Source organism: Leptospiraceae bacterium, from assembly GCA_025059995.1.
Lineage (GTDB): Bacteria > Spirochaetota > Leptospiria > Leptospirales > Leptonemataceae > SKYB61.
Window position 1 is genome coordinate 1 of record JANXCF010000005.1, and the last position, 13,128, is coordinate 13,128.

Below are 13,128 nucleotides of genomic sequence, written 5' to 3' on the forward strand. Positions count from 1 at the left end.
AAAAGAAATATTATTATTAATTCAATTTATATTGATTATAGTTATAGGATTTTATCTTTTTGATTTATATAACCCATGGGTTCACTATTCAAACATCCCATTACAATACCGAAGCTTGCTGGGAATTTTTTTGATTCCAATACTCTATATCTCTTATAACTACATTTTGACTTTCTATATGCAATCCTTTTTTCAAAGTAGAACCATTTTATTAACGTCATTTTTATTCATTGCTCCTTTCATTTTTATATCAAGATTTTACTTTCAAAAGTATTTGGACCCCAAAAGGCTCAAAATACGTATATTAGTTATTTGCAATCTTGAGATTGCAGAAAAGTTTCAACATGAAATCAATATCCGAGGCGGGAAATGGCAAATTGAATACTTATTAAATGAAATACCAAAAGAAATGAACAATAGTCAAAACCTCAGTATTTATGGAACAATTCAAGAAAAATTCTATACGGCTATCCGTGAGCAATGGACAGCGATTGTTGTTGCCAAAAAAGATTTGGAATTAGAAAAAGAAAAAATCCAAATCCTCTTCGAACTAAAACAAAAAGGAGTTCTTGTTTATGATTTGATTCATTTTTATGAATATTACTTTTTTAAAATTCCTCTCTACTATATTGACGATTATTGGTTCATTCAGACAAAAGGGTTTTTGATTGTGGAGAGTTCAACTGTAATGAAACTAAAAAGGATTGTAGAAGTTATATTTAGCTTGATTTTAGCTTTACCAATACTTGTATTCCTACCTTTTATACTTTTGATTGTATATCTAAGTGATGGTTTTCCATTAATTTATAAGCAAGAAAGATTAGGAATGAATAACAAAAAATTTATAGCATATAAATTCAGAACAATGATAAAAGGATCAGATAAATTAGATCCATATACGAGAGAGAAGGATAGCAGAGTAACAAAAATTGGTAATTTTCTTAGAAAATCGAGGATAGATGAAATTCCCCAAATTATCAATGTAATAAAAGGTGATATTAGTTTGATCGGTCCTAGAGCTGAATGGACAAAGTTAACAGAAATTTATCAAAAAGTGATTCCTTTTTACTACTACCGCCATACCATTCGTCCTGGGCTTACGGGTTGGGCTCAGGTAATGTATCCTTATGGAGCTTCGATTGAAGATACAATACAAAAATTAGAATATGATTTGTATTATATCAAAAATTATTCTTTTTTGTTGGACATTTCCATTTTGATCAAAACCATTAGGATTGTTCTTTTTGGTCGAGGTAGGTGATACCAGACATTTCGCTTTGCAATAATAAAAAATTTGAGTTTTGAAGTTAAATTAGAGTTGATTATAGTATGATGTTTGCTTTTTTGGTTCTGTAATCGGTAGCCCAGGTAGCTCAGTCGGTAGAGCAGTGGACTGAAAATCCATGTGTCGGTGGTTCGATTCCGCCCCTGGGCATAATTTCTTTCCCTTCGTGGTCTCAAAGTTCTTGATATTCTGAAATCCTACCTTGTAATGGAAGCATGGAAAAAGGATTTATCATTTGTGTTGATGATGAGGAAAATGTAATCAAGACTCTAAAAGAACAATTATCATATTATTTTTCAGAAACTCATGAAATTGAAGTGGCATTAAGTGGAGAAGAAGCTTGGGAAATCATCCAAGACATCCTCAGAGAGGGTGGCTCTGTGGAAGTTATTATTACCGATCAAGTGATGCCGGGGATGAAGGGAAGCGAACTACTCGAAAAAGTCCACCAAATCCTTCCCGACACCATCAAGATACTTTTAACAGGACAGGCCGGATTACAAGATACCATTGAAGCCATCAACAAAGGTGGTTTGAACTACTTCATCGAAAAACCTTGGGAACCCGAAGAACTACATTTACAAGTAGAAAGACTCATCAAGAAATATAAAGAAAACGTAGAAAATCATCGATTGATAAAAAAGCTGGAAGCAAGAGTCAAAGAATTAGAAGAATTGCTGATAGAAAAAGTAAAAGAAGAATGATGCAAAAAAGCAGATTTAAAATTTTGTGGTTTCTTTTCGTTTTTGTATTTGTAGCTCAAATAAATTCAAAAGATAATCCCCAAAAAAAGCTAACAGAAGAACAATACCAAACAATCCTAAAAAAACTCCAATATCTCCACACTTCTGAGCGAATTCAAATCATCAAAAGTTTGGATAAACTCGACAAAGAAGAAAAATCCAAATTTTTCGATGTTCTGGCGGATCTTTCTTTGAATGATTTTGATCCCCTTTTGATAGAGGCATCCCTTCGGTTTTTGGTGGATCATAAAGCCAGTTGTGATAAGTGTATAGAATCCTACAAATCAAATCTCTTTCATAAAGAAGAAAGAATTCGATTGCAGGCATTACGAGGAATAGAAACCTTAAAAATACAAAACATAGAAGATTTAGTCTTAAAAACTCTAAATCAAATAGATTTTCAAGAAAATTCAATGTTTACTCATGCTTTTTTAAGAACCATTGGAAATCTCAACTATAATCAAAAAGAAATCACAGAAATTCTAAAAGAAAAGTTCCAACGAGAGGATACCCATATCGAAATCAAAAGAGTGATTTTAGTATATGCTGGGAATTCGAAAAATCAGGACTTTAAAGAAATTCTTTATCAAAATTTAGACAACGAAGAGGATTTATACCTACGAGCTTATAGTATCAATGCACTTTCGAAATTGGCTTTGGAGTGGCAGGAGGAAGAAAAAATAAAACTTGTTCAAAAATTAAAAGAAATTTATAATAAAATTTTAACAATCAATAATCCCACAGAAAGAGTCAAATATCATTCCCTAAAAAATCATGTAATCCAAGCATTAATCAGACTAAAAGATGATTCAGTCAAGGAAGAAATCAAAAAATTAGCTATGGATGATGATGCCAACACTCGATTGAAGGCATTGGATTACATCGAAGATTTAGAACTCAAAGAGTTTCGAGAATTATTGGAAGTCAAATCCCTCTATGATCCCAGTAAATCCGTAAAACGAAAGGCCAAGGAAATCTTAGAAAAATGGTCTTCTTCGCAGTAATATTTCTTTTCCCCAATTATGCTTTTGAGGCTTATCTTGATGAAATTTCTTTCGATGTTGGAAGTTTTCGAAACCAATCAGTCATTAAAGTAAATTTACTTTTTTCGCGGGTTGAGGATATTTACTTGGTTTTTTACGACAAAAAAAGAAAAGAAATCTATGTCCCTTACAAACGGGATCGCTTTGATGAAAGGAATGAAGCTCTAAAAAATGCATTTGTTCCTGGACTTCCCTATCAACTCAGTTTGACTTTCAAAGGAATTCTTTTTCAAAATCAGCTCTTTTTGGAAAATCTACCAGAAGACCCAGAATTTCGAAGGTCGGCTATTTTCGTTTTTACTCTGTTGGAGTATCGAAGTTTGGTGCTGGATGCATTGGTTTTTTAGTTTGTTAATTGTTTCTTGGCAGTTCTTGTATCCTCAAAATTTGTACATTAAAACAGCAAAAGCTCACGAAACATTTTTCTTTCCTATCACGACTGATACTTATTGGGTCTGGGAATTTCCTTATGATATGCAATATCGGGTTGAAGTTTTTCAAAACCTTCGAGGTTTCGAGGGAAAGAATTTAGGTATTGAAAAATTTTGGATTAAGTCCGTGGTTCTCCAAAATCGAAAGGGGATTTCGCAAGAAGACTGGGACAATTTTTTTTTAAAATGTCGAAACAAAGCTTTTGGCGAGTTGGTTTTTCATCAATACGAAGTTTGCGAGAAAAATCAAAACTTTCTTCTTCGAGGCTATGTTGTTGATGGAAATCAATATCATATCATGTATATGCTTTGGAAAAAGGATTTAACTCAAGAAGAACAAGAAAAAATCAAAGTGTTTTTATACCAAATACGGTTTCACAAAGATAGTTCCAAGGAAAATGCGGGGAAAAACGAAAATTGACTCGATAAACGAAATGATGAGGTTTTTCGTTTTTTTGGTTTTTATTTCTTTTTCTTCTTTGTTTTCTTTGGAAGAGAGAGATCATGTTTATGTGTTTGAGTCCTATCAAGCGTTGCGTCCCAAAAAAATGATTTTAGTGGGAGAAATTAAATCAAAAGTAAAATCCACCAAGACAGAACTCAAAGATGAGCCAATTAAAGAATATGATGTAAGAAAAGACGTAGTGTTGGTAAAACTTTACAACAAAAAAGGAATTAGAGTTGGACAGAAGTTATATATAGTTTATAAAGATTTACATCAAAAATACAGAAATGCTTTGCTTGTGGGGGAAATAATAGTAAATGCGATTTTGTATCATCCTTTATATGGTTTGGCTTTACTTGGGGAAGGAAACTTGCTTCGAGTAAGAGAAGGGTATTTTGTGGTTCGTGATTTGGAATCAGAAAATTTAGAAAAAGCCCATTTGATCAAACGAAAAGGGGATAGTGAATATTATCGAGGCAACACAGAAAAAGCGATTGAAGAATACACAAGAGCTCTCCAGCAAGATAATACCTTGGTGGATGCTCATTTTGCCTTGGGGAGGGTCTATTACTCAGAATACTTAAAAAAACCTCAAGATGTGATGCTACGAAATGCTTTAAAAGAATTCGAGATTGCATGGGACTTACGAAATCAATTCCACACAAACAAAGACAAGTATGAATACTATAAACTTTACTATTCATCTTTGTTGGAAATGTTTTTATCGTTTGATTTTCAAGAGGCTCAAAAAGAAAAAAAAGCTATATTGGATTCTTTCATTCGAATGAAAGAAATCGCAGAAGAATGCCAAATCATCAGCGATGATTTAGAATGTAAAAAGGCAAAGGCAATACCACTGTATTACGAATATCGTTTTTATTCTGATGAAGCTACCAAAGAACAACGGCAAAAGTTCGATCAATTGCGAGGAGAATTAGGACAGCTTTTGAAATCCATCGAAGACGAAGAAAACCAAAGGCAGTATTTGAAAGTTCAGGAATATCTTGCGGGAGAGGTGAAATATATTGAACCTTTTATCGACCTTCCTCAGTATGAATATGTTTTTATTCACTTTTATTTTGAGCTATATAAAGAATTAGATTCTTTTAAGCAATGGAAAGAAAAACAAAAGCTCAAAGAAATCTTAAGGACTCACATTCAAAGGTATTTTCTTTTCACAAAAGATAATCCCAAATATCACCAACAAAATCAGAAAATTCTTTTCATCAAAAATGCTTTGGAGTCAAACTAAGAAGTAGATTTTGGATTTCAATGAAACCGTTTGAACTTATCTCGGTAGATTCTACTTCTTATGCTCGTTATGGTAAAATGAATTTTTCTAACGAAAATGGGGTGTTTTCTATTCCGACTCCTATGTTTATGCCCGTTGGAACCCGAGGGAGCGTGAAAGCCATTTGGCAGGATCAACTCGAAGAAATCGGATATAGGCTAATTTTGGGAAATACGTATCATTTGTATTTACGTCCAGGCACTTCCATCGAACAATTGGGGGGCTTAAAGAAATTCATTTCTTGGAGCGGGGCAATACTGACAGATAGTGGTGGTTTTCAAGTATATAGTTTGTCGAGGATTCGAAAGTTCCACGAAGATGGAGTTATGTTTCAGAGCTACTTTGATGGTTCTAAGCATTTCTTGAGTCCAGAGAGTGTGATAGATTTTCAGTTTTTGTTGGATTCAGATATCATGATGGTGTTGGATGATTGTCCTCCAGCAAATAGCGATAAAAAAAGAATTCGTGAGTCTTTGGATCGAACTCATCGGTGGGCAAAACGCTCTAAAGAACACTTTGAACGAAAAAAAAAAGAAACTGACTCAAACTCGAACTGGAAGAAAAAGCAGCTCTTTGGGATTGTCCAAGGTGGGATCTTCGAGGATACACGTCTTGAGTCATTAGAATTTATTGAATCCCTTCAGTTCGATGGAATTGCTGTTGGAGGTTTAAGTGTTGGTGAAGAAAAAGAAGACTTTTATCGCATTCTTTCGTTTTTAGGACCAAAGCTAAATCCCCAAAAGGTTCACTATCTAATGGGTGTGGGAAGTATCAAAGATATTCTTTATGCTGTCTATTATGGTTTCGATATATTTGATTGTGTTCTTCCAACGAGGAATGCTCGACATGGTCATGCCTATACGTGGAGTGGAAAGTTAAATATCAAAAATTCTCATTTTAAACTTGATACGAAGCCTATTGATGAAAAGTGTGATTGTAGAGTCTGTCGTCGTTATAGTAGAGCTTATATACGTCATCTATACAATACAAAAGAGCTCTTAGCTTATGAACTATTAACATATCACAATTTGTATTTTTATTTTCATTTTTTTGAAAAAATGAGGGAAGCCATTATGAAAAAAACCTTCAAAGAGTTTTTTGAAAATTTTATAAATCTTAACTGGTAATTTTTTTTTGTTTGACAAAAGTCGATAATGCTAATGATAGAAAAATAATTCACAAAAATGATTGATAAAAAAAAGTTGAAAAAAGTTATCATAAAAAATATTTATCATAATAGCTATAAAATTAGAAACATGTCTTTATGCATAATTTTATCAGGAATTTCATAGATTAGGAAGGACGTATATGGAGATTTCAAGAAGAGAGAGTGGAGATATAGTGATCCTTGATGTTAATGGTGAAATCGATTTATATAATGCTCCAGAGATTAAAGATACTATTAATAAATTGATTGAAGAAAAAAAATACAATGTTGTCATCAATCTCGATAAGGTTTCTTATATTGACTCATCAGGAATTGGAGCTCTGATTTCGAGCCTATCAAATTTAAAAAAATATCAGGGTGGATTAAAGATTTGTAATGTTTCTGGTTCCGTGCGAAAAGTGTTTGAACTGACGAAGTTGACTTCATTTTTCGAAATTTACGATACAGAAACAGAAGCTATATCGGCTTTCAAAAAATAGTTTTAATTCAATATAGTTATGAGGTAAGTTATGAAATCAATTAATTATTCTATTTCTAATGTAATTTATTTTTCTTTGGTTTTGTTTTCTGTTTTCTATTGTAGTAAGCCTGTACCTGTTGAAGATGTAGTGATTGCTCGAGAAGCAATTGACGAAATTAGCCAATACAACGTTTCGGGGAAATCCCAAGAATACTATAATAAGGCTGTCGAGGAATTGAAGTTGTCTCATTCATTCCTACCACAAGAAAAATATGAAGATGCGAAGGAAAAAGCGCAGAGTTCTTTTTTATTTTCACGTTTATCTTTGTATGAATGGTATCCGAAACTTTTTGATCAATACGAGAAACAAATCCAAGAAAAACAACAAAGAGCTGATGAGTTAAATGCTGAAATTCATGCAAAAGGAGATTTTGAGACCTCAAAATCTTTTCTTCAAGAGGCAAAGGAATTAAGAAACAAATTAGCAGAGTTCAGTCTTAAACAAGAAGAAATTAATGCCATCGAAAAATCCGATTATAAAGATGCAAAACAGAAAGAAGATATACAAAAGAAATTGAATTCTCATATTTTATTGAATAAAGAAATTGAAGAAAAATACGAGAAGTCTTTAAGATCTGCTAATGTAGCTGTTGAAACATCCTTGGTACAGAAAGGTGAATATATAAATCGACTTAATTCCCTAGAAAGAAAATGGAAGACTGCAAAAGAATATCAAGTTGAGAAATATGAGCCAGAAATTAGCGCAGTCATTGAAGGAAGGATTTCTGAAACACGTGAACAGATCCAAAATGAAAAGTTGAAAGTAGCTTATCAAAATCTCTTGATTTTAGAAGAAGATATTGGGCAGGTTTATCAAACTTCATTAGAGAGATACTCGGGAGAAATTTTAAAAATTGCTCAAAAATCCCTTGATAATACAGAAAAAAATGTAAAGGCATCATCAGGTGCTTTAAAGAGATTTCAAAAAGAGCAAAACATAAATGAAATCCTACTAGCAGCAAGAGAATCCAAACAGAATGCCGAAAAGGAATACGAAAACAAGCAATTTGAAACTTCTATTCATTATTCAAAAGAAACAATTGATTTAACTAAAATCATCAATGAAATGTTGAAAGATGTAAATGTTTCTTATCAAAGAGCTTTAGCTGAAGAAGAAAGAAGAAAAAAAGAAGAATTGGCTGCAAAAGAAAAAGAAATCCATGAAAGACAAACAATTCAAGAAACTGTTTCCCAAACAAAATCAGAACTAATAGATGAAAACATCAAACTTATTTACACTGTGCGAAAAACAAAACCAGCAGAGAGTTTATGGAGAATAGCAGGAAAAAAAGAAATCTACAACAACCCAAGAAAATGGCCTAAAATTTATGATGCAAATAAAGATCAAATCAAAGACCCGGACTTAATATATCCAGGTCAAAAACTAAAAATTCCAAAGGAATAGAGGTAAACTCTATTCCCCTCTGATTTATCGATAAATCAAAATATCTTTTATCAAATCTTCAAATACTAAGCTTTCGGATTTCCAAAGGTTTTCAAATTCTTTATAGTTTAAGTCATGTTCGATGGATTTTCGATACAGATCAGAACCCCATAACTTGTCTATAAAAAATTGTTCTTGGGATTGCTTAAAATAGAATTTATCAGGATGTAATTTGCGAATTATTCTCATGTATTCATAACCAATTTCTAAAGGATTTAGTTCTTTAGAAATTGGATGGATTTGAATCCCTTTGCATAGTTCACCTTTATAGACAGAGTAGGTGGGTCGAAATTCCACTAATCCAACTTTGATACCTTTTAACGAAAGTTTTTGAAGCTCTTGAATCACTTCTTTGTGATTTAACCAAGGAGCTCCTGAGTAAATAAAAGGTTTTGTCGTTCCTCTACCAACACTCAAGGGTGTTCCCTCAAAAAATACAAGACCTGGGTATATGAGAGCAGTTTCTAAGTCTGGAATATTAGGAGAAGGATTAATCCAGATGTTGCCCAAAACCCATTGAGTATCTTTGGGATCAAAGTACTCCATTTTGATGATTTTTAGTTTTAGGTTTTTTAGTTTGTATTTCGTGAGGAAAATACTGTATTCAGCTGGAGTTAGATTATAAAGAAATGGAACAGGAGCTTCGCCAACAAAACTTCGATATTCTTCTTGTAAGAAACCACCCATGGGCTTCCAAATTCCATATGGGTGAGGTCTATCTAAAATGATTACTTCTTTGTGGAGTTGGTCAGCTACTTCTAATAAGTAAGTTAAAGTTGATACATAAGTATAACATCTAACAGGTAGATTTTTTAAATCAATCAGTATTGTATCAATGTCTTTTAATAATGCTAAAGGAGGTTTTTTGATTTCTGAGTAAAGACTCAAGATGGGAATAGAATAAGTTTTTTCTATTCGGATTATAGAAGAAAATTTTTGATCTTCTGCGCTATATATTCCATGCTCTGGTTCTATAAGAAGTTTGGGGAAATAGCCATTTTCAATAAGAATGTCCAAAGTACTTTTAAGATTTCGATTCAATCCTGTTGCATTGGTAAACAAAGCAAAAGAATGTTCTTCAAGGAATTCGAAATTTGACTTCTCAGCAATGTCTAAGCCTGTTATGACCTCATATGTTGAGATATCATATATTTTATTTTTTAATTTTTTTTGAATATCTTGATTTCTGTTTTTTAGAGAATATACACAAATTCGATTTTCATCATAACTCTGAAAAACTTCAAAAGAAGGAAATCGATAGATTTCACAAGTTGGTTCTTTCAAAACATTTTGATAATCTTTTTTTATCATTATTTTACTACAATAAAAAAATAAAAAAGAAAACAAATATAAATTAAAAAAAATTATATTTTTCATAGCGAATAAAGAATTTTGCAAAATGTAAATCTTTCTTGACAGATGGATTATTTTTATAAAATTCATTCCGTGTCAAAAAGAAGTAAAACAAAGAGTTTTGGTAGTGGTTCAGATAATCCGTGTGGCTTAAATTTGAAATTGAGTTTTGATGAAGATAGTAAAACAGCATATGGTGAGTTCGTAGCAGATGAACGTTTCGAAGGAGAACCAGGAGAAATCCATCCAGGGATTCTTACTGCCATACTAGACGAAGCGATGATTAAGATAAATGAATCTATGAATTTTGATACCACAACGGGGGAAATCAATGTTCGATTCTTGATGTCAGCAAGAATTGGAGAGAGCTTATACATACGTGGCTGGTTCATCAAGAAAAATCGAAAAGTAATAGAAAATCGAGCTGAGGTGGAAAACGAAATTGGAAAGATTGTCGCTCGTGCAAAAGGAAAATACATCGAAAGAGAGGAATAGTTAAAACAAACCAAACACCTGCAACAAACTTATATAATACTTTTGCCATTTATTTCGAAATGGCGTTGCATATTGTAAAATTTCCCAATCATTTTTTTTGGCTTCCTGTAGGAGTCGAAGATCGTCGGGATTTATAAGTTTTGCTTTTTCTGTGATCTTTAAAAGAGGTAAATCCGAATAACTATCCGAAAAGGAAATAGAGTTTTTTAATTGGTTTGAAAAAAGGGGATTCTTTGAGTCCTTTGAAAGGATTTTTATAGAATGATCGCTGATTTTCGATAATAAGTTTTCCACTTTGACAGTTGATTTATTGTTTTTGCCTATGATTTTGGGGAAACCCCATTTTTTTGAGAACTCAACGTGGGTCGAAATTACCATGTCAAATTCTAAATATTTTCCAATGAATTTAACGTAGAAATCTGGAGCTGCTGTATTCAGAATCAAAACCTTTTCTTTGGCATGAAGTTGAATTTCCTTCAAGATTTCGGGAGAGACTTTAGGTAGAACCTCATTTTCTACGAACTCTTTTGAATAGGTTTCTAATTTCTCTTTTGAAATTCCCCATAAAAAACTCAAGAAAAATTCTTTCATTGTTTTTGTAGAAATTAATCCCAGTAAAGCCAATGGAAGGAGAGGAAATATCAAAATCAAATAAAACATTCTCCATCGTTCTTTTTTCAAAATGTAATTGGCAAAAAGAAACATGGTATCGTATGGAAGGATGGTATAATCTAAATCAAATATGGCATATCCATTTGTCTTTTTCATGTGAATCCATTTTTTCTTTATTATTTAGTTGATCAAAAAATAAATAAAAATTATCTTTTGTTTAGTTGATTGACTATGTTGTTTTAGAAAAATTTTTTCTTTCTCTTTTTTGGTAATGGTATATCATGGTATTATGCATTTTCATAATTATGTCAATTTTTTGATTTTTAGCTTAATACTTCTTTTTCCTCTTTCTTTATTTGGAGATGTAATTTATTTGCGTGATGGTCGAGTCATAAAAGGACAGATTAGTCGGCAGACCATTAATCAAGTTGAAATCATCACACAAGATAATCGGGTTCTCGTAATACAAAAACGTGATATACAAAAAATCCTTTATGTTAGTGAGGAGGAATTACGAAGAATCGAAGAAAAAAAGAGACAAGAGAGAGAAAAAGCCGAGAAATTGAAACGACAATTAGAAGAACTTAAGCGAAAAGAAGAACAACGTCGGATTGAAGAAGAACAAAGACGAAAAGAAGAATTAGAAAAACTAGAGCAAGAAAGAGAAAAAGCCATCCAAGAAATCCAAAAAATCGAAGAAGAAATCCAAAAACCAGAAACAGAGGTGATCGAGGAACTTCAAAAAAAATCAAGACATATTTCCGTATTTGGAGGTCTTGGCTTAGGAACTAGCAACATTCCTTTGAATCAAGTTTATAATTACATCAACTACTTTAAATCTTATTTAACAATTACAGGAAATTATGATCCGAATGCTTTGATTGTTATGCGAGAGTTGCCTAATTGGAATTGGAGTGGTGATGGTTTTTTTGGATTAAGATACCGGTATCAATTTATAGAATTTGATTTTTTCCTAAAAACTTTTTATCAGAATGTAAACCCAAAGTTATATGCTATACCGAATAGAAACCTTTTAAATGTGAACCTGTATGAACTCCTTTCTGAAACAAGATATCAGCAAAAACAATACCAGAATCTTTTTTCAAATTTTTCTTTTCGTTACTATACTTTTGATCTCTTCTCTTTATTCTGGAACTATATTTTTCCTTATTTTGAAGTTGGATATGTGAGTAGAGAATTTACTTATTCTACGGCTTTAAACTACGATTTAGTAGCTGCTGAACTGATCACTTTAAATAATTTCTCCGTATCAAGACTTGTTTCTACCAACCAGCAAAATAACCAAAAATTAAGGAATCAAGGGATTTATTTAACTGTGCCTTTTCGTTTTCTTAAGATTTTTACTTCTGATTTTCTTTTTGAGTTTCATTACGTTTTTTCGGGAAATTCCAACATGAAACAGAGTGTCATTGAAAGAAACATCAATAACTTACAGGTCAAAGATACACTTTTATTAAATTCAAACTATACGGGAAGCTATCGCGGTAGTTTTGTGTCTTTCGTATGGCAAAATGAGATTCCCTCAAAAAGTGATAACAAAAGATATGTATTTTTTCGAATATCAAAGCTTGAGTATTTAAGTAAATTCAAAAATATTAATGCCGTTTCATTAATTATTAGGGATAAATTCTCTGTTTCCTTTATTAACGAAATACTTTTGATACCTTACAATCTTTTAGATAGGAATTTAGATATCAGGGACATCAAAGAGAGTTATACTATTGCAGAACTAGGATTTACTTATCAGTATAATCTTTAATTGATAAAAAATAGAATTTCTTGATAAAAAGAAATAAAATTATATTTATGTCAAAAATTATAGGAGTTTGAAGTATGAGGAGATTTCATTTTTCGGTGTTTTTTTTGCTAATGTCTTTGGTGGTTTGGAGTTGTGGCAAAAAAGAAAAAGAAGAAGGGAAACCACAAATTCAAACATCATTTAAAGAAGGTTTGTGGGAATTCCAAGTGAGAGCTGAAGTAGTTGGAATGCAAGGTATGAGTCAAGAAGTAAAATTTGAAGATTGTCTAAAAAAAGAAGATTATGTTCCTAACAATCCTGAGTTTACAAAGTTTTGCAAAATCACAAAACAGAGTTTTGATGGTAAAACTGCTGAGTGGGAGGCTGAGTGTAATTTTGCGGGTATGCGTTCTCAATTTTCTGGCAAAGCCGTTTATTCTGAAAACTCAATGGAGGGAGAAATGGTAATGCAAATGGATCAGCAAAAAGTAATTCAAAAAATGAGTGGAAAATACATTGGTGAATGTAAAAATTAAATT

The 13,128-nt window shown here is 32.1% G+C and carries 14 protein-coding genes and 1 tRNA gene; 13 read left to right on the forward strand and 2 right to left on the reverse strand.

Annotated elements, in window-relative coordinates:
* The 10 genes from NZ853_07770 to NZ853_07815 all read left to right on the forward strand — a co-directional run.
* The coding region (locus NZ853_07770) for an exopolysaccharide biosynthesis polyprenyl glycosylphosphotransferase (GenBank protein MCS7205580.1) at window positions 1–1,261 on the forward strand (1,261 nt) is incomplete at its 5' end.
* A 101-nt stretch (window positions 1,262–1,362) separates the two neighbouring features.
* Window positions 1,363–1,435: transfer RNA gene (locus NZ853_07775), tRNA-Phe, on the forward strand.
* 65 nt (window positions 1,436–1,500) lie between these two features.
* Window positions 1,501–1,989, forward strand: a complete 489-nt coding sequence (locus NZ853_07780) for a response regulator (GenBank protein MCS7205581.1) — start codon at window positions 1,501–1,503, stop codon at window positions 1,987–1,989.
* Window positions 1,986–3,032 (forward strand): hypothetical protein, encoded by a 1,047-nt coding sequence (locus NZ853_07785; GenBank protein MCS7205582.1) that lies wholly within the window; start codon window positions 1,986–1,988, stop codon window positions 3,030–3,032. Before NZ853_07780 ends, NZ853_07785 begins: the two co-directional genes overlap by 4 nt.
* The gene (locus tag NZ853_07790) at window positions 3,014–3,418 is read left to right on the forward strand and encodes a hypothetical protein (GenBank protein MCS7205583.1); all 405 of its coding nucleotides are present in this window, start codon (window positions 3,014–3,016) and stop codon (window positions 3,416–3,418) included. The genes NZ853_07785 and NZ853_07790 overlap by 19 nt, the downstream gene beginning before the upstream one ends.
* A complete protein-coding gene (locus tag NZ853_07795) occupies window positions 3,402–3,923 on the forward strand; it encodes a hypothetical protein (GenBank protein ID MCS7205584.1) in 522 nt (173 codons plus the stop codon). Before NZ853_07790 ends, NZ853_07795 begins: the two co-directional genes overlap by 17 nt.
* 16 nt (window positions 3,924–3,939) lie before the next feature.
* Window positions 3,940–5,199, forward strand: a complete 1,260-nt coding sequence (locus NZ853_07800) for a tetratricopeptide repeat protein (GenBank protein ID MCS7205585.1) — start codon at window positions 3,940–3,942, stop codon at window positions 5,197–5,199.
* A gap of 20 nt (window positions 5,200–5,219) precedes the next feature.
* Window positions 5,220–6,365 (forward strand): tRNA guanosine(34) transglycosylase Tgt, encoded by a 1,146-nt coding sequence (tgt, locus tag NZ853_07805; protein ID MCS7205586.1) that lies wholly within the window; start codon window positions 5,220–5,222, stop codon window positions 6,363–6,365.
* Window positions 6,366–6,546: 181 nt separating this feature from the next.
* Window positions 6,547–6,885, forward strand: a complete 339-nt coding sequence (locus NZ853_07810; protein MCS7205587.1) for an STAS domain-containing protein — start codon at window positions 6,547–6,549, stop codon at window positions 6,883–6,885.
* 30 nt (window positions 6,886–6,915) lie between these two features.
* Window positions 6,916–8,331: a LysM peptidoglycan-binding domain-containing protein gene (locus NZ853_07815; protein MCS7205588.1), complete on the forward strand. Its 1,416-nt coding sequence runs from the start codon at window positions 6,916–6,918 to the stop codon at window positions 8,329–8,331.
* A 24-nt stretch (window positions 8,332–8,355) separates the two neighbouring features.
* Here NZ853_07815 and NZ853_07820 read toward each other — a convergent pair whose 3' ends face one another.
* Window positions 8,356–9,681: a DUF1343 domain-containing protein gene (locus NZ853_07820; GenBank protein ID MCS7205589.1), complete on the reverse strand. Its 1,326-nt coding sequence runs from the start codon at window positions 9,679–9,681 to the stop codon at window positions 8,356–8,358.
* Between the two features lie 108 nt (window positions 9,682–9,789).
* On the opposite strand from NZ853_07820, the gene NZ853_07825 reads away from it, so the two are divergent.
* Window positions 9,790–10,218 (forward strand): PaaI family thioesterase, encoded by a 429-nt coding sequence (locus tag NZ853_07825; GenBank protein ID MCS7205590.1) that lies wholly within the window; start codon window positions 9,790–9,792, stop codon window positions 10,216–10,218.
* On the opposite strand, the gene NZ853_07830 is transcribed toward NZ853_07825, so the two are convergent.
* Window positions 10,219–10,986, reverse strand: coding sequence for a haloacid dehalogenase-like hydrolase (locus NZ853_07830; GenBank protein MCS7205591.1), 768 nt, complete (start codon window positions 10,984–10,986; stop codon window positions 10,219–10,221). It lies immediately after the preceding gene.
* Between the two features lie 115 nt (window positions 10,987–11,101).
* Here NZ853_07830 and NZ853_07835 point away from each other — a divergent pair, with 115 nt between their 5' ends.
* On the forward strand, window positions 11,102–12,610 hold the full coding sequence (locus tag NZ853_07835; GenBank protein ID MCS7205592.1) for a hypothetical protein: 1,509 nt from the start codon (window positions 11,102–11,104) through the stop codon (window positions 12,608–12,610).
* 74 nt (window positions 12,611–12,684) lie between these two features.
* On the forward strand, window positions 12,685–13,125 hold the full coding sequence (locus NZ853_07840) for a DUF3617 domain-containing protein (protein ID MCS7205593.1): 441 nt from the start codon (window positions 12,685–12,687) through the stop codon (window positions 13,123–13,125).
* Window positions 13,126–13,128 lie beyond the last annotated feature (3 nt).

What these genes read in the sequence shown, in the direction of transcription:
- NZ853_07790 (MCS7205583.1), top strand. Translation starts at nt 3,014, where the DNA reads ATGGTCTTCTTCGCAGTAATATTTCTTTTCCCCAATTATGCTTTTGAG.
- NZ853_07785 (MCS7205582.1), top strand. Translation starts at nt 1,986, where the DNA reads ATGATGCAAAAAAGCAGATTTAAAATTTTGTGGTTTCTTTTCGTTTTT.
- NZ853_07830 (MCS7205591.1), bottom strand. Translation starts at nt 10,986, where the DNA reads ATGAAAAAGACAAATGGATATGCCATATTTGATTTAGATTATACCATC.
- NZ853_07810 (MCS7205587.1), top strand. Translation starts at nt 6,547, where the DNA reads ATGGAGATTTCAAGAAGAGAGAGTGGAGATATAGTGATCCTTGATGTT.
- NZ853_07835 (MCS7205592.1), top strand. Translation starts at nt 11,102, where the DNA reads ATGGTATATCATGGTATTATGCATTTTCATAATTATGTCAATTTTTTG.
- NZ853_07780 (MCS7205581.1), top strand. Translation starts at nt 1,501, where the DNA reads ATGGAAAAAGGATTTATCATTTGTGTTGATGATGAGGAAAATGTAATC.
- tgt (MCS7205586.1), top strand. Translation starts at nt 5,220, where the DNA reads ATGAAACCGTTTGAACTTATCTCGGTAGATTCTACTTCTTATGCTCGT.
- NZ853_07820 (MCS7205589.1), bottom strand. Translation starts at nt 9,681, where the DNA reads ATGATAAAAAAAGATTATCAAAATGTTTTGAAAGAACCAACTTGTGAA.
- NZ853_07825 (MCS7205590.1), top strand. Translation starts at nt 9,790, where the DNA reads ATGGATTATTTTTATAAAATTCATTCCGTGTCAAAAAGAAGTAAAACA.
- NZ853_07795 (MCS7205584.1), top strand. Translation starts at nt 3,402, where the DNA reads ATGCATTGGTTTTTTAGTTTGTTAATTGTTTCTTGGCAGTTCTTGTAT.
- NZ853_07840 (MCS7205593.1), top strand. Translation starts at nt 12,685, where the DNA reads ATGAGGAGATTTCATTTTTCGGTGTTTTTTTTGCTAATGTCTTTGGTG.
- NZ853_07800 (MCS7205585.1), top strand. Translation starts at nt 3,940, where the DNA reads ATGAGGTTTTTCGTTTTTTTGGTTTTTATTTCTTTTTCTTCTTTGTTT.
- NZ853_07815 (MCS7205588.1), top strand. Translation starts at nt 6,916, where the DNA reads ATGAAATCAATTAATTATTCTATTTCTAATGTAATTTATTTTTCTTTG.